The sequence below is a fragment of the Bradyrhizobium sp. HKCCYLRH3073 genome, assembly GCF_051167995.1.
GTDB lineage: Bacteria > Pseudomonadota > Alphaproteobacteria > Rhizobiales > Xanthobacteraceae > Bradyrhizobium.
Window position 1 is genome coordinate 89,378 of record NZ_JBNPUD010000006.1, and the last position, 21,639, is coordinate 111,016.

At 66.3% G+C, this 21,639-nt stretch carries 21 protein-coding genes; 9 read left to right on the forward strand and 12 right to left on the reverse strand.

Features of this window, described 5'->3' with window-relative positions; genetic code table 11:
• Positions 1-3 precede the first annotated feature (3 nt).
• A complete protein-coding gene (locus ACQR1X_RS16160; RefSeq protein ID WP_434899199.1) occupies positions 4-1,362 on the reverse strand; it encodes a histidine kinase in 1,359 nt (452 codons plus the stop codon).
• Between the two features lie 195 nt (positions 1,363-1,557).
• On the opposite strand from ACQR1X_RS16160, the gene ACQR1X_RS16165 reads away from it, so the two are divergent.
• The 4 genes from ACQR1X_RS16165 (at position 1,558) to ACQR1X_RS16180 (ending at position 4,808) form a co-directional block, all read left to right on the forward strand.
• Entirely contained in the window at positions 1,558-2,337 is a 780-nt protein-coding gene (locus tag ACQR1X_RS16165; RefSeq protein WP_316183105.1) for a MotA/TolQ/ExbB proton channel family protein, read from the forward strand.
• Entirely contained in the window at positions 2,334-3,005 is a 672-nt protein-coding gene (locus ACQR1X_RS16170; RefSeq protein ID WP_316183106.1) for a hypothetical protein, read from the forward strand. Before ACQR1X_RS16165 ends, ACQR1X_RS16170 begins: the two co-directional genes overlap by 4 nt.
• Positions 3,002-3,610, forward strand: a complete 609-nt coding sequence (locus tag ACQR1X_RS16175) for a hypothetical protein (RefSeq protein WP_316183107.1) — start codon at positions 3,002-3,004, stop codon at positions 3,608-3,610. The genes ACQR1X_RS16170 and ACQR1X_RS16175 overlap by 4 nt, the downstream gene beginning before the upstream one ends.
• Before the next feature lie 259 nt (positions 3,611-3,869).
• Positions 3,870-4,808, forward strand: a complete 939-nt coding sequence (locus ACQR1X_RS16180; protein ID WP_434873140.1) for a S1/P1 nuclease — start codon at positions 3,870-3,872, stop codon at positions 4,806-4,808.
• Between the two features lie 13 nt (positions 4,809-4,821).
• On the opposite strand, the gene ACQR1X_RS16185 is transcribed toward ACQR1X_RS16180, so the two are convergent.
• Positions 4,822-5,541: an SDR family oxidoreductase gene (locus ACQR1X_RS16185; RefSeq protein WP_434899200.1), complete on the reverse strand. Its 720-nt coding sequence runs from the start codon at positions 5,539-5,541 to the stop codon at positions 4,822-4,824.
• Between the two features lie 99 nt (positions 5,542-5,640).
• Here ACQR1X_RS16185 and ACQR1X_RS16190 point away from each other — a divergent pair, with 99 nt between their 5' ends.
• Complete coding sequence (locus tag ACQR1X_RS16190) at positions 5,641-6,531, forward strand: LysR family transcriptional regulator (RefSeq protein WP_434886573.1); 891 nt, start codon at positions 5,641-5,643, stop codon at positions 6,529-6,531.
• 111 nt (positions 6,532-6,642) lie between these two features.
• On the opposite strand, the gene ACQR1X_RS16195 is transcribed toward ACQR1X_RS16190, so the two are convergent.
• Positions 6,643-6,873 carry a hypothetical protein gene (locus ACQR1X_RS16195; protein ID WP_315801156.1) on the reverse strand — a complete coding sequence of 77 codons (231 nt, stop codon included), beginning with the start codon at positions 6,871-6,873 and terminating at the stop codon, positions 6,643-6,645.
• A gap of 609 nt (positions 6,874-7,482) precedes the next feature.
• Here ACQR1X_RS16195 and ACQR1X_RS16200 point away from each other — a divergent pair.
• Both ACQR1X_RS16200 and ACQR1X_RS16205 read left to right on the forward strand, forming a co-directional pair.
• The gene (locus ACQR1X_RS16200; protein WP_434892364.1) at positions 7,483-8,223 is read left to right on the forward strand and encodes a metallophosphoesterase family protein; all 741 of its coding nucleotides are present in this window, start codon (positions 7,483-7,485) and stop codon (positions 8,221-8,223) included.
• Positions 8,224-8,226: 3 nt separating this feature from the next.
• The gene (locus ACQR1X_RS16205) at positions 8,227-9,684 is read left to right on the forward strand and encodes a protein kinase domain-containing protein (protein WP_434899201.1); all 1,458 of its coding nucleotides are present in this window, start codon (positions 8,227-8,229) and stop codon (positions 9,682-9,684) included.
• A gap of 86 nt (positions 9,685-9,770) precedes the next feature.
• Here the strand turns inward: ACQR1X_RS16205 and ACQR1X_RS16210 are convergent, their stop codons facing one another.
• Genes ACQR1X_RS16210 through rpe form a run of 3 tightly spaced genes read right to left on the reverse strand, consistent with a single transcriptional unit; the run spans position 9,771 to position 11,849 of the window.
• Entirely contained in the window at positions 9,771-10,601 is an 831-nt protein-coding gene (locus tag ACQR1X_RS16210) for a bifunctional allantoicase/(S)-ureidoglycine aminohydrolase (RefSeq protein ID WP_434899202.1), read from the reverse strand.
• A 45-nt stretch (positions 10,602-10,646) separates the two neighbouring features.
• Positions 10,647-11,132 carry an ureidoglycolate lyase gene (locus tag ACQR1X_RS16215; RefSeq protein WP_434846362.1) on the reverse strand — a complete coding sequence of 162 codons (486 nt, stop codon included), beginning with the start codon at positions 11,130-11,132 and terminating at the stop codon, positions 10,647-10,649.
• A gap of 15 nt (positions 11,133-11,147) precedes the next feature.
• A complete protein-coding gene (rpe, locus tag ACQR1X_RS16220; protein ID WP_434846361.1) occupies positions 11,148-11,849 on the reverse strand; it encodes a ribulose-phosphate 3-epimerase in 702 nt (233 codons plus the stop codon).
• A 229-nt stretch (positions 11,850-12,078) separates the two neighbouring features.
• Here rpe and ACQR1X_RS16225 point away from each other — a divergent pair, with 229 nt between their 5' ends.
• Complete coding sequence (locus ACQR1X_RS16225) at positions 12,079-12,852, forward strand: EF-hand domain-containing protein (RefSeq protein WP_434899203.1); 774 nt, start codon at positions 12,079-12,081, stop codon at positions 12,850-12,852.
• A gap of 2 nt (positions 12,853-12,854) precedes the next feature.
• On the opposite strand, the gene ACQR1X_RS16230 is transcribed toward ACQR1X_RS16225, so the two are convergent.
• Together ACQR1X_RS16230 and ACQR1X_RS16235 are read right to left on the reverse strand one after the other, a co-directional pair.
• Positions 12,855-13,853, reverse strand: a complete 999-nt coding sequence (locus ACQR1X_RS16230; RefSeq protein WP_315801149.1) for a P1 family peptidase — start codon at positions 13,851-13,853, stop codon at positions 12,855-12,857.
• A 77-nt stretch (positions 13,854-13,930) separates the two neighbouring features.
• A complete protein-coding gene (locus ACQR1X_RS16235) occupies positions 13,931-16,705 on the reverse strand; it encodes a PAS domain S-box protein (protein ID WP_315801148.1) in 2,775 nt (924 codons plus the stop codon).
• Positions 16,706-16,941: 236 nt separating this feature from the next.
• Here ACQR1X_RS16235 and ACQR1X_RS16240 point away from each other — a divergent pair, with 236 nt between their 5' ends.
• Entirely contained in the window at positions 16,942-17,343 is a 402-nt protein-coding gene (locus ACQR1X_RS16240; protein WP_315801147.1) for a response regulator, read from the forward strand.
• Positions 17,344-17,467: 124 nt separating this feature from the next.
• On the opposite strand, the gene ACQR1X_RS16245 is transcribed toward ACQR1X_RS16240, so the two are convergent.
• The 4 genes from ACQR1X_RS16245 to livM all read right to left on the reverse strand — a co-directional run bounded on the left by ACQR1X_RS16245 (position 17,468) and on the right by livM (position 21,630).
• Positions 17,468-18,586: a branched-chain amino acid ABC transporter substrate-binding protein gene (locus tag ACQR1X_RS16245; protein WP_315714776.1), complete on the reverse strand. Its 1,119-nt coding sequence runs from the start codon at positions 18,584-18,586 to the stop codon at positions 17,468-17,470.
• Between the two features lie 157 nt (positions 18,587-18,743).
• On the reverse strand, positions 18,744-19,475 hold the full coding sequence (locus tag ACQR1X_RS16250) for an ABC transporter ATP-binding protein (protein WP_434892370.1): 732 nt from the start codon (positions 19,473-19,475) through the stop codon (positions 18,744-18,746).
• Positions 19,472-20,305, reverse strand: coding sequence for an ABC transporter ATP-binding protein (locus ACQR1X_RS16255; RefSeq protein ID WP_315801145.1), 834 nt, complete (start codon positions 20,303-20,305; stop codon positions 19,472-19,474). The genes ACQR1X_RS16250 and ACQR1X_RS16255 overlap by 4 nt, the downstream gene beginning before the upstream one ends.
• Positions 20,302-21,630: a high-affinity branched-chain amino acid ABC transporter permease LivM gene (gene livM / locus ACQR1X_RS16260; RefSeq protein ID WP_315801144.1), complete on the reverse strand. Its 1,329-nt coding sequence runs from the start codon at positions 21,628-21,630 to the stop codon at positions 20,302-20,304. Before livM ends, ACQR1X_RS16255 begins: the two co-directional genes overlap by 4 nt.
• Between the last annotated feature and the right edge of the window lie 9 nt (positions 21,631-21,639).

Here is a 21,639-nt window from a genome sequence, read left to right on the forward strand (position 1 = left end):
ATCTCAGGCGGCCAGTGGAATTGTCGCGGAGACGCTGAGCCCGCGCGCGGCCGGGCCGATCGACAGCGAGCCGCCGACGGCGGCGATGCGCTCGCGGATTCCAGTCAGGCCGAAGCCGCGCGATTGCGCCAGCAATGTCGCATCGCCGCCGCCGTCGTCCTCGACCGAGATCACGAGCGCGCTCTCCGGACCCTGACGGCGCTCGACCCGCAACGACACCTCGCTCGCGCTGGTGTGGCGGAGCGCATTGGTCAGGCATTCCTGCGCCATGCGATAGGCGGTCACCGCGACCGGGCCCTGAATGTCGGCGAGATCGCCGTGCAGGGCGAGCCGGATCGCGGGTCGCGCGGCATGCTGATAGTTCTCGGTCAGCGCGATCAGGCCGGCGGCGAGGCCGAGCTCCTCGGTGAGCGGACGGCGCAGCCGGCTCAAGGTGCCGCGCAGGCAGGCCATCAGATGGCTGACGGACTGCGTGATCATGCGCGCATCCTGCGCGACCTGATCGTTGCGGCCGCTGCCGGCGCTCTCGATCGTCGAGGCAAAGGCGAGGATGGCCGTGAGGTTCTGCCCGAATTCGTCGTGCAGCTCGCGCGCCAGCGCCCGCCGCTCCTCGTCGCGGATGTCGAGCAGGCGCTCGGTGAGCGCGGCGCGCTGCTCGTTGGCCTGCGCCAGCCGGTCGCCGAGCTCGCCGACGGCGCGGCCGATCATGGCGAGCTCCATCGAACGGAAGCGCGGCAGTGCGGGGCGGTGGTCGCCCTCGGCCATCCGCTGCAGGGCCTGGACGATGCTGCGCGCCGGCGCCAGCGCATGCGCGATCGCCAGCGAGGCCAGCACGCCGATCGCGATCGCCATCGCCAGCGCCACGCCAAAACTGTCCTGGATGCGCAGCCAGGCGAGCTGGATCGCCGCATCGGGATCGGCGATCGCCGAAACGGTTCCCGCCGTGGTGGAGCGCGCGCTGATCGGCTGCGCGACCGCCGCGTGATCGCCGAGGACGGCTTCCACGGCGCCTGAGAACCAGCGCGGCGGCGCGGCGCCGAGGCCCTTGCTCTGGCCGCACAGCGGCTTTTCGAAGGCGGCCTCGGGCTTGAGCTGCACGCAGATGCCGGGCGCGATCAGCTTCATGGTCTCGGTCGTGCGCCAGTCGGGCAGCGGCAGCAGCCGCTCGCGCGACCGGTTGCCGCGCAGCAGCAGCTCGCGCCAATACAGCGCCTCCAGCGCCTGCGAGACTCGGTCGGCCGATGCCGCGGTGGCGCGGTCGACGCTGCGATAGGCGTCGACGGTGACCCATACGGCCGCGGCGGCCAGACACAGCAGCACGATCAGCGCGAGGCGCGCAATGAGCTGGAGCACGAGACGCATGCGATCCTCTCCACGGCTTTTGCCGCAGCGTAACAATGGGCTGCTGCTCCGCCAAGTAAATGCACTGCAGCAAGCCGCAGGTTGGGAAATTTTCCCGAGCGCCTCGAGGCAGATGTCTTTGGACGCTGTTCCGCCGCTCTGCTTAACTCCCTCTGCGAAGCGCCGAACGAAACGGCGCGCATCGGGAGGTCTTGCATGAGCGTGATCAGCAGTGCCGATCGGGTGGAACCTGCGCGCGATAGCGCCGAGCGCGGGCCGCTGCTGCTCTGGATGATCTTCACCGGCCTCACGATATTCGCCGCCGTGGTGCTCGCCCGCTACGGCTATTTCCACCTGATGGTCGCCTCAGACCGCACCTACATCTCCAGCGTCATCGCCGTGCTCTACGTCGTGACCTGCTGCCATTGCTTCTGGCGCACCAGAGCGATCGCGCGCGAAGCGGATGCAGCGCGGCGCTGCCGCGCCGTGCTGATCGGGCCCGATGCGGCGCGCGCGCTCGAACCTGATGCTCAGTTGCTTCCCAAAGGGCTCGTCACCAACCACATCCGCAGCCTCGTCACCAAGGCGCAAACGCAAGGGGCAGGGCGTCTTGACCAGACCTTGCTGCTGCGGACGCTCGCCGACCGCCTGCGCGGCTCCAACGGCTTCGGCGGCTTCGCCTCGGACACGCTGATGAAGCTCGGCCTGCTCGGCACCATCATCGGCTTCATCATCATGCTGGCGCCGATTGCCGGTCTCGACATCAACGACAAGCTGGCGATGAAGTCCTCGATGGGATTGATGAGCGACGGCATGGCGGTGGCGATGTACACGACGCTCGCCGGCCTCGTCGGCTCGATCCTGGTGCGCATCCAGTACTACATGCTGGATGCGGCGACCGGGCGCGTGTTCTCGGACGCGGTCATGCTCACCGAGACGCGGGTGACACCGCGGCTCGAGCGCGCGATGGATCGCGCGCCGGAGCAGGACGCATGATGGACGATTTCGGACTCTATCCGCGCGAGGAGCAGTTCGACCCGTTCAGCGTGATGCTGTTCAAGGCGTTGCAGATCGTCGCATTCTTCTTCTTCATCGCGGTGCTCGCGATCTCGCCGGACGCCAAGGACGGCAAGGTGGACAGCAAGGCCGAGTTCCTGATCACGATGGACTGGCCGGACAACCATCCCGACGATCTCGATTTGTTCGTGCAGGACCCCGTCGGCAACATCGCCTGGTACCGGCATCGCGAGGCCGGCTTCCTCACGCTCGATCGCGACGACCGCGGCGGCGCCAACGATTTCATCCTGGTCAACGGCCTGAAGATCCCGTCGCCGATTCGCGAGGAGATCGTCACGATCAGAGGCATCGTCGCCGGCGAATACACCGTCAACATCTCGCATTTCCAGAACGTCAGCGGCGCGCCGGTCGAGGCCACGGTGAAGGTGCAGAAGCTCAACCCGACCGCGCAGGTGATCTTCGACGACAAGGTCGTGCTCGACCATTCCGGCGACGAGAAGACCGCGCTGCGCTTCAAGCTCAATGCGGAAGGCAAGGTGATCGACGTCCAGCGGCGGCCGAAATCGCTGCTGGAGACGTTCCGGAATGTCCGCGCCAACGGCGCCGACCTCGATCCCAAGACCGGCGTCAGGATGATCAGGCGATGATGAGCAATCTGCAGACCGTCATCGTCACGCTGTCCGTGTGCTATGCGCTGATCGGCGCGCTGCTCTTGCTGGTGCTGGTCTATGCAAGGCTGCCGTGGCAGGTGAAGGCGGTCGCAGTGATCGTCACCAGCGCGTTCTATGTCGGCAGCTTCGTCGGCGCCCGCGGCCTGCTCGGCTGGGCCAGCGTCGACCGGCTGCCGCGGAGCTTCAAGGTGCTGCAGGTGCGGATCGTCGATCCGCACTCCGTCGAGGGCGATCCCGGCGCGGTCTATCTGTGGGTCGAGGCGCTGGACGACGACAACCGTCCGAGCGGCGTGCCGCGCGCCTATCGCATTCCCTACAGCGACACACTTGCCGACAAGGCCCAGCACGCCGCCGACCAGATCGCGGCGGGCCATCCGCAGGGCGGCCGCGCCGCTGATTTCGGCACCGGCGACGGCGGCGTCATCGACGCCGCGCGCGAATACATCCTGCCGAAGACCATCATCGAGACCGCCGGCGGGGATCCCTCCACCGGCGAGTTCAAGGCCGCCAAGAACGCCGGCGACGGCGTCTCGTTCACGCCACTTCTGCCGCCGCGCATGCCGCCGAAGGACGAGCAGTGAACGGGGCGACGCGGAAGAGCCTCCCAGCGGAGAGTCGATAACTCGCCACCGTCATTGCGAGGAGCGAAGCGACGAAGCAATCCAGGGTCCAGTTCGCAGCCCTGGATGCTTCGCTGCGCTCGCAATGACGGCGGAAAATGACCGCGGTGCAAGCGGTGAAATTGCCAACTTTCTCCATTCAAGCTAGGCTCAGGATCGTCTAGTAATCCAGCCGAATGCGCGTTTCATTTGTTGATTGAATCTCGAGGGGGGCTTCGCGATGCGTAAGCTGATGATTGCGTTTTTGGCCCTGATGTTGTGGCCGGCCGGACCGGCTCTGGCCTGGTGGGACGAGGGCCACATGCAGATCGCCTATCTGGCCTACAAGAAGCTATCCCCGGCGACGCGGGACCGGGCCGATGCGCTGCTCAAGCTCAATCCCGACTACCCCAGCTGGGTTGCCGGCGCGCCTGCGGGACAGGAGAAGCTATACGCTTTCGTGCATGCGGCGACCTGGCCGGACGACATCAAGATGAAGCCGGACTATTACGACGATCAGGTGACGGATTCGACAGCGAAGCAGCTGGTGCCGTACGGCCACCTCAAGCATCAGTATTGGCACTACAAGGACGCGCTGTTCTCGGCCGACGACACGCCGCTGCCGCGCCCTGATGCTGTGGATGCGGTGTCGCAGCTCAAGCTGATGATCGCCAAGCTGCCGGCGAACACCGACGCCTCGGAGCCGCTGCGTTCGTACAGCCTCAGCTGGAGCATCCACCTCGTCGGCGATCTGCACCAGCCGCTGCACGCCATCGCCCGCTATTCGTCCGCGCTTCCCGACAAAGGCGGCGACCGCGGCGGCAATGAGGAGCAGGTGATCGCCGCCAACGGCGAGACGCAGAATCTGCACGCCTATTGGGACGGCATCTTCGGCGGCTATTCGACCGTGTTCGGCGCGATCTTCGACGCCGACCAGCGCGGAGGCCTGTCGACCGTCACGCCCGACGCCGGCAAGGCGCAGATCATCGACCCCGCGGTGTGGGCGCAAGAGAGCTTCGATCTCGCCAAGACGGTGGCCTATGCCTCTCCCGTTCGCACGGACAAGCAGCCGGTCGAATTGACCCGCGAGTACGAGACCAACGCCCGCGACCTTGCCCGCAAGCAGGCCGCGCTCGCCGCTGCGCGGCTCGCCAACCTTCTCGAGGTGGTGTTGCGGTAGAGCCGCCTGCGCCTCACGGCGCCCGCGTCGGACGAACGACGATCTCGTTGACGTCGACATCGTCGGGTTGCTGGATGGCATAGCGCACGGCGCGGCCGATCGCGTCCGGCTGCAGGGCAATCGCGCGGTAGCTGCGCATCATCTCGGCTGCGGTCTCGTCCGTGATGGTGCTGGCGAGTTCGCTCTCGACCACGCCCGGATGGATGCAGGTGACGCGCAGCTTGTCATTCTCCTGCCGGAGCCCGTCCGAGATCGCCCGCACGGCGTGCTTGGTCGCGCAGTAGATTGCGGCGGTCGGCACGACCTGCAGAGCGCCGATCGAGGCGATGTTGATGATGTGTCCGGAGCCGCGGGCCAGCATGCCGGGCAACACCGCCGCGATGCCGTTCAGCACGCCCTTGATGTTGACGTCGACCATGCGATCCCACTCGTCGACCTTCATCGAGGCCATCGGCGAGAGCGGCATGATGCCGGCATTGTTGATCATGACGTCCACGTGCCCCCACATCGCGCGCGCAGCCTCGGCAAAGGCCGCGACCTCGGCGCGGTTGGTCACATCCAGCGCCCGAACCTCGGCGGTTTGGCCGGCCGCGTGCAGCTCGGCGGCGAGCGCCTCGAGCCGATCCAGGCGGCGCGCGCCCAGCAGCAGCCGCGCGCCCGTGGCGGCCAGCTCTCGTGCGATCCCAGCGCCAATGCCGCTCGAAGCTCCGGTAATCAGGATGACCTTGTCCATGTTCAACTCCCGTCAGTTGGTGACGGACGGAAGCTAGTTTGCCGGCATTGTCACGACAATTTGCCCAATAATTGTCTCGGTGGTAAGCGAGTCTAACCAATGCGGATCGACAAGAACATGATCGAGCTGTTCGTGGCAGTCGCCGAGGCCGGGAGCTTCCGCCTTGCCGCGGACCGTCTGGGCGTGACGCGGTCTGCCGTCAGCCAGGCCATGGGCAGGCTGGAGGACCATCTCGGGATTTCCCTGGTCAGCCGGACGACCCGCAGCTTCAGCCTGACCGAGGCGGGACGCCGTTTCTATGCCGATGTCGCGCCGGCGATCGGCGCGCTGAATGCCGCCGCCGAGCAGATCGGCGACAAGGCCGGGCCGCCGTCCGGCCTGCTGCGGCTGGCCGTGTCCTCCATCGCCGAGCGCTTCATCTCCGGGCCATTGCTGGCCTCGTTCATGCAAACCTGTCCCGCGATCGAACTGGACATCACCATCACCGACGACACCTTCGACATCGTCGCCGAGCACTACGACGCGGGGGTGCGCCTCGGAGAAGTCATCGCGCAGGACATGATCGCTGTCCCGGTGTCCGGAGATCAGAGGCAGCTGGCCTTCGCCGCACCGAGATATCTGGAAGAACACAGCGCGCCGGCGCACCCGCGCGACCTGATTCATCATGCCTGCATCGGCTGGCGGCCCGCTCCGCTGGTCGCGCCCTATCGCTGGGAGTTCACCGAAGCGGGCAGGGACTTCAATGTCGAGGTGAAGCCCAGCCTGACGACCAACGACATGTCGTTGATGATCCGCACCGCATGCGCGGGCGGCGGCATCACCTTCGGCATGGAGGAGACGTTCCAGCCCTACGTCGCGCGTGGCGAACTGGTGCCTCTGCTCGAAAGCTTTTCCGCGCCGTTTGCCGGATTCTACCTGTACTTTCCAAGGCGCCGGAACCTGGCGCCCAAGCTCCGCGCGCTCATCGACCATGCGAGGCGGGGACTATGACAGCAGCGAGGTCTTCATCATCGTGTAGCCCGGAAGAGCGAAAGCGATATCCGGGTTCACCGACAGAGCGCGTGAGACACTCGACTGCCGCTTCCGGCGTGGGCGCACGGACTACGACTCCTCCTCCTCAAAGAGGTCGGGTTCGCCAATCCAATTGATGACGATCTGCTTGGCAACCTGCTTGTGTCCCCAAGGAGATGTCAGCCCGACATCATAAATATGCAGGTGATTTCTGTTTTGCGTCTTAAGTCTAGTCAATTGATCTATCAACACATCGACGCCGTCGGTATCGACCATCAGATCGACACCACCAAGTACTTCGTTCCAAACAGCGATAATCATCGGTTATTCCGGAGCGTGAGACGCGGGAACGGATTTCGCCGTGTAGCAAGCGCCATCCAAGAAATCTATTTCATTTTTTCAGAAATCATGCTGTACGCTATCATCCCGTCCCGAGCAGAGGGGCGTAGCGCGCGATCGTCACGACACGTGGGGCGGGGAAGCGATGGACGCTGGGCTGGCGTGAGACGAGCGCTTGGCCTGCGGACGTGAAGTCGTGTCGTCCTGGCCTCCCGGTGCCGAGGTCAAGCTGACGCCAGCGCTCGCGCGCTGCGTCAATGACGGGGTCAACAAGCCGGTCCCCGGGGAGATCACGATATAAGCGTTAAAACCGTCGCGCGGGGAATGCCGGATGTTCGGCTGAACCTGTGGTGACTGCCGCCTGCGTTTTTCTGCAGGCGGGCCATGGGTGAGGCCTTCACCCGGCATTCCCCGCGCCCTCTCGCTTGTCGATTGGGCACCGCGATCGCAAAGCTCGGGCGTGAGCCGCCGCGAGAACGAAAGACCGCGCGTCAACCGCCAGCGCTCAAAACCCTTGCCCGGCCCGGCCGGTTTGATGTTGCTCAAATTCCGTGCGAAGCCCGCTTGTACGGTTGAACCGGGAGGAACGGCGTGCTGCTTGCGATTTTCACCGATATCCATGCCAATCGGCAGGCCTTTGCGGCGTGCCTGGAGGCGGCGCGTGCGCGTGGCGCGGATCGTCTCATCTGCCTCGGCGACATCGTCGGCTATGGCGCCGATCCGGAATGGTCGGTCGACACCGTCATGGAGATCGTCGCCGAGGGCGGGCTGGCGGTGCGCGGCAACCACGACAATGCCGTCTCGGTCGCGAGCGAGACCATGAATGCCGAGGCGCAGGCAGCCATGGAATGGACGCGCGGCCGGCTCAGCGCCGAGCAGCGCCGCTTTCTCGCCGAGCTGCCGATGAGCATCGGTGACGACGACCGGTTGTTCGTGCATGCGGAGGCGTCCAGCCCGCCGCGCTGGCGCTATGTGCAGTCGTCGGCCGATGCCGCGCGCAGCATGATCGCCACCGAGGCGCAGGTGACGTTCTGCGGCCACATCCACCGTCCGGCGCTATATTCGATGTCCGCCACCGCCAAGATGACGAGCTTCACCCCGACCGCCAACATGCCCATTCAGCTGTTGCGCGGCCGGCAATGGCTGGCCGTGGTCGGCTCGGTCGGCCAGCCGCGCGACGGCGATCCGGCCGCGTCGTTCGTGACCTTCGACACCAAGACCCGCGAGCTGACCTATTGCCGCGTGCCCTATGACGTCGACGCGGCGGCGCAGCGCATTCGCGACAACGGCCTGCCGCCCTGGCTGGCGCAGCGGCTCTCGATGGGGCGGTAGAGCATGCCAAGAGCGAAACTTCAGCCGGGCGTCGTGATCGACGGCTTCACGGTCGGCGAATGTGTCCATTCCGGCGGCATGGCGACGCTGTGGAGCGTCGCCCATCCGGACATCGACCGGCCCATCCTGATGAAGGTGCCGCGCGTCTCCGAGGGCGAGGATCCCGCGGCGATCGTCAGCTTCGAGATGGAGCAGATGATCCTGCCAAAACTGTCGGGACCGCACGTGCCGGCCTGTTTCGGCACCGGCGATTTCGCCACCCAGGCCTATGTCGTGATCGAGCAGATTCCGGGCGAGACGCTGTACAAGCGGCTGCCCGAGCTGCCGCTGGCTTACGAGGAGGCGCGGGTGCTGGTCGCGAAGATCGCGACCGCGCTCGCCGATATTCACCGGCAGCACGTCATCCATCACGACATCAAGCCCTCCAGCATCATGTTCCGGCCGTCGGGGGAGGCGGTGCTGATCGACTACGGCCTGTCCTGCCACAAGCACTTGCCGGATCTCTTGCAGGAGGAGTTCCGCCTGCCTTACGGCACGGCGCCCTACATGGCGCCCGAGCGCATGATGGGCACGCGCAGCGATCCGCGCAGCGACATCTTTTCGCTCGGCGTGCTGCTCTACTTCTTCACCACCGGCGTGCGGCCGTTCGGCGAGACCGAGACGCTGCGGGGCATGCGCCGGCGTCTCTGGCGCGATCCCTATCCGCCGCGGCAATTGAAGCCGGACTATCCACCGTGGCTGCAGGAGATCGTGCTGCGCTGCCTGGAGATCGAGCCGGTCTGGCGCTACCCGACCGCGGCGCAGCTTGCCTTCGATCTCGGCCATCCCGACCAGGTCAAGCTCACGGCGCGCGCGGAGAAGCTCAAGCGCGATCCGATCACCACCGTGTGGCGGCGCCGCTTCAACCGCGGCCTGGTGCAGCCGGAACAGAAAGCATCCGATGTCGCGGTGCAGATCGCCTCCAGTCCGATCGTGGCGGTCGCGATCGACACCGCGGAAGGCGGCGAGGAGCTCAACGGCGCGCTGCGGCTCACCGCGCAGCGCATCCTCGCGACCTTGCCTGCGGCGCGGCTCGCCTGCGTCAACGTGCTGAAGCTCGGGCGCCTCACCATCGACCGCACCCTGGACGAGGAGGGCAACAACAAGCACATCGACCGCATGGTCGCGCTGAAGCACTGGGCGACGCCGCTCAAGCTCGACGCCAGCCGGCTGACGGTGCATGTGCTGGAGGCCGTCGATCCGGCCGCCACCATCATCGAGTTCGCCGAGGCCAACCAGGTCGACCACATCATCATCGGCGCCCGTCGCGATTCGGTGCTGCGTTCGCTGCTCGGCAGCGTCTCGGCGAAGGTCGCCGCGGAGGCGGGGTGCACTGTCACCGTCGTCCGCACACGCCACGCCGCGCGAGAGGCGGATGATGAGGATGACGACGCGCCGGGCAAGGCCGTATCGGGGACGTGAGGCGTTAGAGTTGAGATAGAAGTCCGGTTCCGATCGCGCGTCCTACGAGGTCCGGCGTTGCCGGAGCATTCGCGGGCCCGCGCCCCTCACCGGAACGGGCGCAGCTTCATGTGGCGGTTGGCGTCCTTGTAGAGCAGATAGCGGAAGCGGCCGGGTCCGCCGGCGTAGCAGGCCTGCGGGCAGAAGGCGCGCAGCCACATGAAGTCGCCGGCCTCGACCTCCACCCAGTCGCGGTTGAGCTTGTAGACCGCCTTGCCCTCGAGCACGTAGAGCCCGTGCTCCATCACATGCGTCTCCAGGAACGGGATCACGGCGCCCGGTTCGAAGGTGACGATGTTGACGTGCATGTCGTGGCGGACGTCGAGCGGATCGACGAAGCGGGTGGTGGCCCAGCGGCCGTCCGTGCCGGGCATGCCGACGGGGGCGATCGTCGCCTCGTTGGTGACGAAGGGCTCCGGCGCGGCGATGCCGGGGACGGCCTCATAGGCCTTGCGGATCCAGTGGAAGGTCGCAGGCGCCGCGCTGGCGTTCTTCAGCGTCCACCTGCAGGAGGGCGGCAGGAAGGCGTAGCCGCCCTTGGCCAGGCGATGCTCGGTGCCGGCGACGGTCAGCGCGATCTCGCCCCCGACGACGAACAGCACGCCCTCGGCTTCCGGATCGGGCTCCGGCTGGGTGCTGCCGCCGCCGGGCGACACCTCGACGATGTATTGCGAGAACGTCTCCGAGAAGCCGGAGAGGGGACGCGCGATCACCCAGGTCCGGGTCTTGTCCCAGAACGGCAGCGCCGAGGTGACGATGTCGCGCATCACGCCCTTCGGGATCACGGCGTAGGCCTCGGTGAACACGGCGCGTCCGGTGAGAAGATCGGTCTGCGGCGGGTGGCCGCCCTGCGGCACGAAGTAGTTCGGCTTGTCCATCGTCGTCTCTCCTGCGCGCGGATCGGCACGCCCGCGCGCCATGATTCAGGGGATGCTCAGGAACAGCGGCTGGTCGAGCCACAGCTCCTCGAGATTGTCGGGACTCATGCGGTCGACCACCATGAAGCGCGAGGCCTCGTCGAACACCAGCAGCGGATGATGCCAGACGTTGCGCGCGTAGTTCACGCCCTGGCGTCCGCTGGCGGCGAAGGCGCGGTAGCTCGCGGGATCCCGCGGATCGGCGCAGACCAGCACCAGCCAAGGCCGGTCCTGCAGTGGCATGAACAACTGGGTGCCGAGCGGATGCCGCTCCATCAGCCTGATCTCGATCGGGAGCGGCCGCGGCTTGGCCTCGAACAGGCTGATATTGACGTCGACGCCGCCCGAGGTGACGTCGATGGCGGCGAGGCCGTTGCAGCGGCGGGCAAAGCCCTGGTTGATGTCGATGGGCTGGGCGCCATCGGTCTCGACGACGTCGCCGAAGGCGGCGAACGCGGCTTTCGTCAGCGGCTGCGGCGTGAGCGCGTGCATCCCGCCTCGCGTGCCTCAGATCGCTTCGCCGCGCGCCAACGTGGCGGCGCTGCGGATCGCGGAGATGTTGCTGCGATAGGCCTCCTCCGTGCCGCCCTTGAACACGGCGGAGCCTGCGACGAAGGCGTTGGCGCCGGCGGCGGCGAGCGCGCCGGCATTGTCGCGGCCGACGCCGCCATCGACCTCGATATCGATCGGCCGGCCAGCGGTCATCGCCCGCAGATCCTGGATCTTGCCGATCGCCGAGGGGATGAATGCCTGGCCGCCGAAGCCGGGGTTGACCGACATGATCAGCACGAGGTCGACGAGGTCGAGCACGTATTCGATGACGTTGAGCGGCGTCGAGGGGTTGAGCGAGACGCCGGCCTTCTTGCCGAGCGCGCGGATCGCCTGCAGCGAGCGATGCAGATGCGGGCCGGCCTCGGCATGGACCGTGATGTGGTCGCAGCCGGCCTTGGCAAAGGCTTCGAGATAGGGATCGCACGGCGTGATCATCAGATGCGCGTCGAAGATCTTGGTGGTGTGCGGGCGCAGCGCCTTGATCACGTCAGGGCCGTAGGAAATGTTCGGCACGAAATGGCCGTCCATGACGTCGAGATGGATCCAGTCGGCGCCGGCGGCATCGACGGCGCGAACCTCCTCGCCGAGCTTGGAGAAATCCGACGCCAGGATCGAAGGCGCGATGACGAGCGGACGCGGCGTGAAGGGCTGGGTCATGGACGGCTGTTCCAGTGCGATCGGGATTGTCGCCGTATCATGCGGGCGCGGTTGCGGCAACGTGGGCAGGAAAAATCTGCCGGGCGCGGCATGAAGTGCCGGGTTCAGGCGTCAGCAACGTGGCGCAATATCCCGACATATCAGCGGTTTGGCGGTGGCACGGCGATTGCGAGGGAAGGCGCAGGATTGTTGTCGCCGCGGCTCATAGCGGCCTTCTCGGAGTTTCGCCATGTGGGGTCTTGCACTGGGGGCCGCGTCGTCGGTCCTGGATGGACTGCAGTCGCTGGGATCCACCAAGTCCGGTTCCGGCAAATCGGGCAATTCCGGCGGTGGCCTGTTCAGTCTGAACGGCGGCGGCTCGAGCAACTCGGGCAATTTCAGCCCATGGTCGAGCTCCGGCAGCAGCAGCTCCGGGCAGATCGCGCCGGAGACGATGAACGCGTTGCTGGCGGCGCAGAGCCAGTCGGGATCGTCGACATCGGCGAGTTCTTCGACCAACCCACTGCAGGACCTGTTCTCACAGGTCGACGGCGATGGCGATGGGCAGATCACGAAGTCGGAATTCGAGAACGCGCTCGGCGCCGGTGGCACCAACCTCGCCAATGCCGACAAGGTGTTCGGCAAGCTCGACAGCAACGGCGACGGCAGTGTCAGCATGGACGAGCTGACATCGGCGCTGAAGGGGGCGGGAAGCGGTCGTGGCCATCATCATCAGGCCGGCTCTGGCGGGTCGGGCAGCAGCGGCAATTCGTCGGGAGCAGGAGCGGATGCGCTGATGCAGGCGCTGTCGGGCGCCTCGAGCTCCTCGTCCACCAACAGCGACGGGTCGACCACCACCACGATCACCTACGCGGATGGCTCGAAGGTGACGCTGACGACGCCGGCGGCCACCACCGCGTCCAGCGCTGCGACCTCGTCCTACAACATGATCGAGAAGCTGATCCAGCGGCAGTCCAACATGCTGTCAGCCTCCACGTCTTCTACGACCGCGATCAGCGCGTAGGCTCAGCTGCCGAAGCGGCCTTGCCAGGACGGCAGCGCGCCGGCGAAGGGCAGCGGCCTCGCGTGATAGACGCCGCGGGCGATCGCGCGCGCCAGGACGTTGGCCGCGACCATGCCGAGCTCGCTCAGCTCGACCAGCGGCTCGATCGGCCTGGCGCAGGTCGCCGCCGCGAACACGATGTCGCCGTCGAGCGGCAGATGCACCGGATAGATCGCACGCGCCATGCCGGTCTGCGCCATCATCGCGAGCCGCTTGGCCTGCGCCTTGGTCAGGACGGCGTCGGTCACGACGAGGCTGATCGTGGTGTTCTCGGAGGCCGACGCCGCCGGGCCGCCCTTGATGCGCATCGCCAGCATGTCCGGCGTGAAGGCGGCCGGCAGGCCGCGGCCGCCGAACTCGCCGTCGACCTCGTACGGCGCTGCCCAGAACCACGGACCGTCGCCGACCGTGACGCTGCCGACCGCATTCACGACCGCGACGGCCGCGACCTTGATGCCGCCTGTCGTCGTCGCTGACGCCGAGCCAAGTCCGCCCTGCAGGTTGGCGGTGGTGGCGCCGAGCCCGGCACCGACGCTGCCGAGCGCGAAGGTCGTGTCGGCCGCCGCTGCGGCCGCATAGCCGAGCTCGCGATAGGGCGCGTAGCGACCCCAGGCCTTGTTGCCGCCGTTCAAGAGGTCGAACATGATCGCGCCGGGGACGATCGGGATCAGCGCGTCGCGCACGGCAAAGCCGCGCCCCTGTTCCGCCAGCCAGGCCTGGATGCCGCTCGCGGCCTCCAGCCCGAACGCCGAGCCGCCCGACAGGGCAATGGCGTCGACCCGTTCCACGGTATTCGCAGGATCGAGCAGAGCGTCCTCGCGCACCCCAGGCCCGCCGCCGCGGATGTCGATCGCGGCGACCGCCGGCTGATCGAACAGGATCGCGGTGACGCCGGATGCGAGCGCCGCGTCATCGGCGTGTCCCACGCGCACGCCAGGGATGTCGGTGAGGAGGTTCTGCACGGTCGCCCTCGCTGCAGGTGATGATGCCGGATGGATAGCGCGGCCGACGCGGCGGCTCAATGCAACAGCGCGCTGCTTCATCGCTCCAGCGCGATGCGGATCATGCGTGCGAGCTCGGGCTTGCGGTAGGGCTTGGGCAGCAGCAGCACGCCGGCGTCGAGGCGGCCGTGATGCACGATCGCATTCTCGGTATAGCCCGAGGTGAACAGCGTCCGCAGCGACGGCCGCCGCGCGCGGGCGGCATCGGCGAGCTGGCGGCCGTTCATGGCGCCGGGCATGATGACGTCGGTGAACAGCAGGTCGATCTCCGGATGGCGCTCCAGCACGTCGAGCGCCTCGGCGGCATTGGCTGCGGCCAGGGTGGTGTAGCCGAGGCTGCCGACCTGGGCGATCACGTGCTGGCGTACCAGCGGATCGTCCTCCACGATCAGGATCGTCTCGTTGCCGCCGCGCGCGTCCGGCGCCTGCAGGCCCGCGCTGGCGGCCGGAGCGGACGCCGAGTGCGGCAGATACAGCTTGATCGAGGTGCCGTGGCCGACCTCGCTATAGATCTTGATATGGCCGCCCGACTGCTTGACGAAGCCAAACACCATGCTGAGGCCGAGGCCCGTGCCCTTGCCGGTGCCCTTGGTCGAGAAGAACGGATCGAACACCTTCTCGAGATAGGCGGGCGGGATGCCGCAGCCGGTATCGCTGACAGCGATCATCACGTAATCGCCGACGGCAACCTCGCTATGGGCGTCGGCATAGTCCTGGTCGAGCGCGACGTTGGCCGTTTCCAGCGTCAGCTTTCCGCCCTGCGGCATCGCATCGCGTGCATTGAGCGCGAGGTTGACGATCGCGGTGGCGAGCTGGTTCGGATCGGCCAGTGCGGTACATGGATCGGAGCTGAGCGTGCGCTCGATCTCGATCTGCGCGCCGAGCGTCGGCTGCAGCAAGGCTGCGGTCTCGTTCAACAGCGCGTTGACGTCGAGATCCGTCGGCTGCAGCGGCTGCTTGCGGGCGAAGGCCAGCAACTGCCGCGTGAGCTGCGCGCCGCGGTCGGCGGAGTCGTCGATCAGCTTGGCGACGGAGGCGAGCTCCGGCCGGTCGGACACGGCGTCGGCAAGAATGCCGATGCTGCCGGTGATGACGGTGAGGATGTTGTTGAAGTCGTGGGCGACGCCGCCGGTGAGCTGCCCGACCGCCTCCATCTTCTGCGCCTGGCGGAATTGCGCCTCGGCGGCGCGCTTCTCGGTGAGGTCGCGGCCGACGAAGAAGTGGCGCTGCACCGGGTCCGACCAGCTCGCCATCCAGTTCAGGACGACGCCGCGGCCTTCCTTGTGCAGGAGCTGCGCCTCGAAATTGTGGACGTCGCGGCCGCGGCGGCAGGCGCGCATCTGGCTACGGACCGCCTCGAGCTCGGGCGGAAAGACGAAGTCGCTGGCATTGCGGCCGACCATCTCCTCCGGCCGGTAGCCGAGCACGTCCACCGCGCTCGGGCTGACCTGCATCAATTGTCCGTAGGAGTTGGCCACCAGGATCAGGTCCTGCGAGGTCTCGAAGATGCGGCGGCGCTCCTCGGTCTCACGGGTCAGGGCGGTTCGGGTGCGCTTGCTCTCGGTGATGTCGCGCGCGACCTTGGAGGCGCCGACGACCGCGCCACGCGCGTCGAGAATCGGGGACACGCCGAGCGACACTTCGATCTCGTGGCCGTCCTTGTGGCGGCGGATCGTCTCGTGATGCTCGATGTTCTCGCCGTCCCCGATCCGGCTCAGGATGCGATCGACCTCACTGCGTCGTTCCGCGGGCACGATCAGGCCGATGTCGTGGCCGAGCGCCTCGTCTGCGCGATATCCGAACAGGTGTTCGGCAGCGCGGTTCCATGACGTGATCTTGCCCTGCAGCGTCAGCGTGATGATGGCGTCGCTGGAGGATTCCACCACGGCGCTGAACAGCCGCTCGCGCGCGATGAAGCGTGCCCGCTCGCTCTCGCTCTCGCGGCGCTGCCGTTGCAACAGCCGCGTGAGTCTTGCCTGCAGACTGACATTGTCCGCGAGCAGGACGCCAAGCACGAAGCTCGCTGCCAGCAGGCCGTAGATGCGCCCTGCGTAGTAGCCGAGGTCGAATCGGGCGGCGTTGAGCAGCGAGGAGAGCGAGAGATCGAACAGCCAGGCGCACAGCACCACCATGACCCAGAGGTCGAGAATGCTGTGCGGCCGGCGCAGCGCCAGCACGAGCAGGGCAGCCGACGTCACGCACCAGATGGCGCCGACCACGATCTTCAATGCCGGCGTGGCAGCGTCGGCGCGGACGAGCGCGGGCAGCGCTGCATCATGGGCGATCACCGCCCAGGTCAGTGCCGCAAGCGCGATCGCCACGCCGAGAATGGCGACCGACAGCGACAGCGCGACGGATTTGACGGGTGTCGGATGGACACGGTCGTGCAGCGCATAGGCGAGAACGAACAGCGGGAACGCGCCGTGCCAGATCATGTAGATCCACACCGCGGTCTGCGGCCCTGCGTCGAGCAGGCCGCTGTGAGAATACAGCCCCGGAAACACCAGCGTATGCAGCAGCGACGCCGGCGCGGTGAACAGGTAACCGGAGGCCAGCCACAGCAGTGGTCGGGAGCGCAGCAGCACGAACTGGGAGAACAGCAGGAACGCAGTGATGAGATCGTTCAGCGCCAACGCCGATTGGTAGCTCGCGACGAACGCAGGCACTGCCGGCAACTGCACCTTTGCAAAGGGAGCGGCAGCGGCAAACAGCAGGGTCGAGATCGCAATCGCAGCCAATGCTGCGATCTGGTCTCGGCGCGTCGCGGTGGACGTCGACAGAAGGACTTCGCGATGATCCTCGATGCTCTGCATCTCCAGGAATCCTGCGCAACAGAGCCAACGTGCAAAACGCGGCGGCCACCACTTGTGCGCGATAAAAATCAATGTTCTAATGAAGGTTGTATGGTACCAGATCGAGACGTTCTGTAGAATGAGTCGATAGTAGAAGTAACTGCACCTTTACCGCTAATGAGATAAATATACCGGTAGTTGTGCTCGATTTCCTTCGATGTTGTAGGCTGTCCAACGGAAAAATTCTGGAGAAGTTGATGCCACGGATTCTGGTGGTCGACGATCAGAAGGATGTGCGCGCCATGATCTCCATGGTGCTGCGCGTCAATCAGTTCGACGTGGTCGAAGCGGGAACCGCCGCGTCCGGACTGCAGCTGTTCCGCGACCAGGCATTCGATGCGGCCATCGTCGACATCTATCTCGATGATTCCAATGGGCTCGATCTCATCGGTAGCATGCGTGCGCTGGTTCCCGACGTGCCGGTGGTCGCCGTCTCCGGTATGAACGCCTTCGATGGCGCATCGATGTCGGACGAGCTGACCCGTGTCGTGTACTTGCAGAAACCGTTCCGCCCGGCGGAGCTGATGCGCGCCGTCGAAACGGCCCGGTCGGCAGTCGCGGCGAAGGGGGCCGCATCGCTTTCGGCCTGTGCCGGCTGAGCCGGCCTGCTACTTTCTCTCCGTATGACGGAGTTTCGCAATTTCCTTCAGGCGCTTCGACAAAACGCCCCGGTCGATGACCGGGGCGTTTGCATCCAGCTGATGGTCGAAGCGGGAGTTCCTATCAGGATCCCTTGCCGCCGAGCTCGGCGTAGCCGCCCTTGGCGTCCCATTTGTAGACGACGTAGTCGATCTGCTTGATGTCGCCCTTGGCGTCGAAGCCGAGCTTGCCCAGCACCGTGTCCCACTCGCCGGCCTTGATGGTGTCCATCACCTTCTTGGCGTCGGTGGTATTGGCCTTCTTCACCGCCTGCGACCAGACCTGGATCGCGGCGTAGGTGTAGAGCGTGTAGCCCTCGGGATCGATGTTCTTGGCCTTGAACTTGTCGACGATCGCCTTCGCGCTCGGCTTGTTGCGCGGCTCGGGGCCGAAGGTGAACAGCGTGCCTTCCGCGGCAGGACCGGTGATCGAGGCGAACTCCTTGTCGTTCATCGCGTCGCCCGCCATCAGGATGGTCTTGAGACCCTGGTCGCGCATCTGGCGCAGGATGAGGCCGGCTTCCTGATGATAGCCGCCGACATACACGAGATCGATGTTGTCACGCTTCAAGCGGGAGACGATCGCGTTGAAGTCCTTGTCGCCCTTGTTGTAGGACTCGAACATCTTCTCGGTGACGCCGGCCTTGTTCAGCGCCTTCTTGGTCTCGTCAGCGAGACCCTTGCCGTAGGTGGTCTTGTCATTGAGGATCGCGATGTTCTTGCCCTTGAAGTTCTTCGCGATGTAGTTGGCGGCGACGAGACCCTGCTGGTCGTCGCGGCCGCAGACGCGCGCCACGTTCCACAGCTTGCGCTCGGTGAACAGCGGGTTGGTCGAGGCGGGCGTGATCTGCAGGACGTTGCTGTCGGCATAGGCCTCGGAGGCCGGGATCGACGACGACGAGCAGAAATGGCCGGCGACGAACGGAATGCCGGAGCCGGCGAGCTTTTCGGCAACCGAGCGTGCCTGCTTCGGATCGCAGGCATCGTCACCCACCTGCAGTGCGAGCTTCTTGCCGAGCACGCCGCCGGCGGCGTTGAGGTCGGCCACCGCCATCTCGGCGCCGTTCTGCATCTGGCGGCCGAAGGCCGATTCACTGCCGGTCATGGGGCCGGCCACGGCGATGTTGATGTCTTCGGCGAAAGCTGCGGTCGAGAGCGCCAGCGATGCGCCCAGAGCCAAGCCGATGAGTTTGAGTGGTTTCATGAGAAATCCTCGCGGGGGGTAGGTCGACACGGAACGGCCCGAACGGCGGGCCGCAGACCGCGCGCATTGTGGCTGATTTTCCGGCGAAGTCACCGGCAATTTTTGACCACACCTACGAAGGACTAAGGCCATTCTGGCCGGGTTTTGAGGGCCCGCCTCAGTGGCGGCCGCCCTCAAGATAGGCGGCGCGGATCTCCGGCCGCTGCAGCAGCTCGGTGCCGGTGCCCGACAGCGTAATCATGCCGTTGACCAGTACGTAGCCGCGATGGGCGAGCTTCAGCGCATGATTGGCGTTCTGCTCGACGATCAGCACGGTGAGGCCGTCCTGGCGGTTGAGTGTCCGAATGGCGTCGAAAATCTGGCGGGCGATCAGCGGCGCCAAGCCGAGCGAGGGCTCATCCAGAAGCAGCAGGCGGGGCCGGCTCATCAGCGCGCGCCCGATCGCAAGCATCTGCTGCTCGCCGCCGGACAGCGTGCCGCCGCGCTGGTCCATGCGCTCCTTCAGCCGGGGAAACAGCGCGAAGACGCGCTTCAGCGTGGCGGCCCGCTCGGCGTCGGTCGTCTCGCCGGCATCGGCGCCCATCTGCAGGTTTTCCGCCACGCTCATGCGCGGAAAGATGCGGCGTCCCTCGGGCGACTGTGCGATGCGCAGCCGCGCGATCTGATGCGTCGGCACCTGCGTGATGTCGTTGCCGTCATAGACGATGTGCCCGGAGCTCGCGCGCGGGCGGCCGAAGATCGACATCATCAGCGTCGACTTGCCGGCGCCGTTGGCGCCGATCAGCGCGACGATCTCGCCGGGCTGGATGTCGAGATCGACGCCCTTCAGCGCTTCGATCTTGCCGTAGGACGCGCGAAGATTGCGGATCGCGAGCAGGGACGCACTCACGCCTCGGCCTCCATCACGGCTGCGGCCTCTTCCTCATCGGTGCCGAGATAGGCGGCGATGACCTTCGGGTCGTCGCGGATCTCGCGCGGCGTGCCCTCGGCGATCTTGACGCCGTAGTCCATCACGACGACGCGGTCGGAGATTTCCATGACGACGCTCATGTCGTGCTCGATCAACAGGATCGACGTGGCGTGATCGGCCCGGATCGACAGCAGCAACTCGCTCAGCGCCGCGCTCTCCCGCGCGTTGAGGCCGGCGGCCGGTTCGTCGAGGCAGAGCAGGGCCGGCGAGGTGCACATCGCGCGCGCGATCTCCAGCCGGCGCTGGTCGCCATAGGCCAGATTGCCGGCCGCGTCGTCGGCGCGGTCGATCAGACCGACGCGCTTCAGCCAGAACACCGCATTGTCGATCGCGCTCTGCTCGGCCGCGCGCCACGAGGGCACGCCGAGCAGCCCGAGCAGCGTCATGCCGGACGCGCGCATCAGCGCGTTGTGCTGCGCGACCATCAGGTTCTCGAGCGCCGTCATGCCCGGAAACAGCCGGATGTTCTGGAACGTCCGCGCCACCTTGGCCTGTTTGGAGATGTTGAAGTCCTTCAGCTTCTGCATCTCGAACTGCGCGCCGTCATCATGGGTCAGGCGGATGACGCCTGACGTCGGCTTGTAGAAGCCGGTGATGCAGTTGAACACGGTGGTCTTGCCGGCGCCGTTGGGGCCGATCAGGGCCGTGATCTGCGTGCGTTGTGCGGTGAACGACAGCGCATTGACGGCGACGATGCCGCCGAAGCGCATGGTGAGGTTTTCGAGTGCGAGAATGGGAGCGGAGCTCATCCGTGGCCTTCCTTGACGAGGTCCGAAGAGATGCTCTTGGATTTTTCCAGGAATACGGTCGGCGCGCGATGGCCGACAATGCCGCGGGGACGCCAGATCATCACCAGCACCATGGCGAGACCGAACACCAGCATGCGGTAGTCCTCGAGGCTTCTGAACAGCTCGAAGCCGCCGATCATGGCGAGCGCCGCCAGCGCCACGCCGAGCTGCGATCCCATGCCGCCGAGCACGACGATGGCGAGCACCAGCGCCGATTCCTGGAAGGTGAAGGATTCCGGGCTGATGAAGCCCTGGCGCGTCGCGAAGAAGGCGCCGGCGAAGCCGCCGAACATCGCGCCGGTCGCAAATGCGGTCAGCTTGGTGGTGGTGATGTTGATGCCGAGCGCGCGGCAGGCGACCTCGTCCTCGCGCAGCGCTTCCCAGGCGCGGCCGATCGGCAGCCGGCGCAGCCGGATGGTGACCCAGTTGGTCAAGAGCGCGAGCGCCAGGATCAGATAGAACAGGAAGACGATGCGATGCGTCGGCGAGAACGGGATGCCGAGCATCGACGCAAGGCCGCCTTCGCCCGGTGTGAGCGGAATGCCGAACAACGTCGGTCGCGGAATCCCGGAGACGCCGTTGGGACCGCCGGTCACGTCCTGCCAGTTGATGAGGACAAGGCGGATGATCTCGCCAAAGGCCAGGGTGACGATGGCGAGGTAGTCACCGCGCAGCCGAAGCACCGGAAAGCCGAGCAGCACGCCCCAGAATGCGGCGAGGATGCCGGCGAGCGGCAGGCAGATCCAGAACGACAGGCCGAAGGTGGTCGAGAGCAGGCCGTAGGAATAGGCGCCGACGGCGTAGAACGCGACGTAGCCGAGGTCGAGCAGGCCGGCGAGACCGACCACGACGTTGAGGCCCCAACCCAGCATGACGTAGGTGAGGACCAAAATGCCGAGGTCGAGGATGTAACGCTGATTGTAGAAGATCACCGGCACCAGGAGGGTGAAGATCAGCAGCGCCGGCGCGAGATAGCGGCCGGCGACCGACATGCCGCTCTGCACGGACGGCGGAACGAAGCTGCCGAGGCCGCCGCGCGGTCCGAGCCATAGCCGCAGCAGCTCGACCACGATCGAGCCGACGAACACCGCCGCAACCAGGCTGGCGAGGTCGCCGAAGCGGGTCCAGTATACGAGCTGGCCGCTCTGGCCCGCTTCGGTGCGGACGCCGACCATCAGGGAGAACAGGCCGAGAGCGACCAGTGCGCTGAGAAAGGCCTTCCTGAGGATGAAGGCGGCTCCAACCGGTTCGGAGCCTTTCGACGAGGCGGGAAGGGACGCGCTCACGCGGACTCC

What these genes read in the sequence shown, in the direction of transcription:
- ACQR1X_RS16160 (WP_434899199.1), bottom strand. Translation starts at nt 1,362, where the DNA reads ATGCGTCTCGTGCTCCAGCTCATTGCGCGCCTCGCGCTGATCGTGCTG.
- ACQR1X_RS16165 (WP_316183105.1), top strand. Translation starts at nt 1,558, where the DNA reads ATGAGCGTGATCAGCAGTGCCGATCGGGTGGAACCTGCGCGCGATAGC.
- ACQR1X_RS16170 (WP_316183106.1), top strand. Translation starts at nt 2,334, where the DNA reads ATGATGGACGATTTCGGACTCTATCCGCGCGAGGAGCAGTTCGACCCG.
- ACQR1X_RS16175 (WP_316183107.1), top strand. Translation starts at nt 3,002, where the DNA reads ATGATGAGCAATCTGCAGACCGTCATCGTCACGCTGTCCGTGTGCTAT.
- ACQR1X_RS16180 (WP_434873140.1), top strand. Translation starts at nt 3,870, where the DNA reads ATGCGTAAGCTGATGATTGCGTTTTTGGCCCTGATGTTGTGGCCGGCC.
- ACQR1X_RS16185 (WP_434899200.1), bottom strand. Translation starts at nt 5,541, where the DNA reads ATGGACAAGGTCATCCTGATTACCGGAGCTTCGAGCGGCATTGGCGCT.
- ACQR1X_RS16190 (WP_434886573.1), top strand. Translation starts at nt 5,641, where the DNA reads ATGCGGATCGACAAGAACATGATCGAGCTGTTCGTGGCAGTCGCCGAG.
- ACQR1X_RS16195 (WP_315801156.1), bottom strand. Translation starts at nt 6,873, where the DNA reads ATGATTATCGCTGTTTGGAACGAAGTACTTGGTGGTGTCGATCTGATG.
- ACQR1X_RS16205 (WP_434899201.1), top strand. Translation starts at nt 8,227, where the DNA reads ATGCCAAGAGCGAAACTTCAGCCGGGCGTCGTGATCGACGGCTTCACG.
- ACQR1X_RS16210 (WP_434899202.1), bottom strand. Translation starts at nt 10,601, where the DNA reads ATGGACAAGCCGAACTACTTCGTGCCGCAGGGCGGCCACCCGCCGCAG.
- ACQR1X_RS16215 (WP_434846362.1), bottom strand. Translation starts at nt 11,132, where the DNA reads ATGCACGCGCTCACGCCGCAGCCGCTGACGAAAGCCGCGTTCGCCGCC.
- rpe (WP_434846361.1), bottom strand. Translation starts at nt 11,849, where the DNA reads ATGACCCAGCCCTTCACGCCGCGTCCGCTCGTCATCGCGCCTTCGATC.
- ACQR1X_RS16225 (WP_434899203.1), top strand. Translation starts at nt 12,079, where the DNA reads ATGTGGGGTCTTGCACTGGGGGCCGCGTCGTCGGTCCTGGATGGACTG.
- ACQR1X_RS16235 (WP_315801148.1), bottom strand. Translation starts at nt 16,705, where the DNA reads ATGCAGAGCATCGAGGATCATCGCGAAGTCCTTCTGTCGACGTCCACC.
- ACQR1X_RS16240 (WP_315801147.1), top strand. Translation starts at nt 16,942, where the DNA reads ATGCCACGGATTCTGGTGGTCGACGATCAGAAGGATGTGCGCGCCATG.
- ACQR1X_RS16245 (WP_315714776.1), bottom strand. Translation starts at nt 18,586, where the DNA reads ATGAAACCACTCAAACTCATCGGCTTGGCTCTGGGCGCATCGCTGGCG.
- ACQR1X_RS16255 (WP_315801145.1), bottom strand. Translation starts at nt 20,305, where the DNA reads ATGAGCTCCGCTCCCATTCTCGCACTCGAAAACCTCACCATGCGCTTC.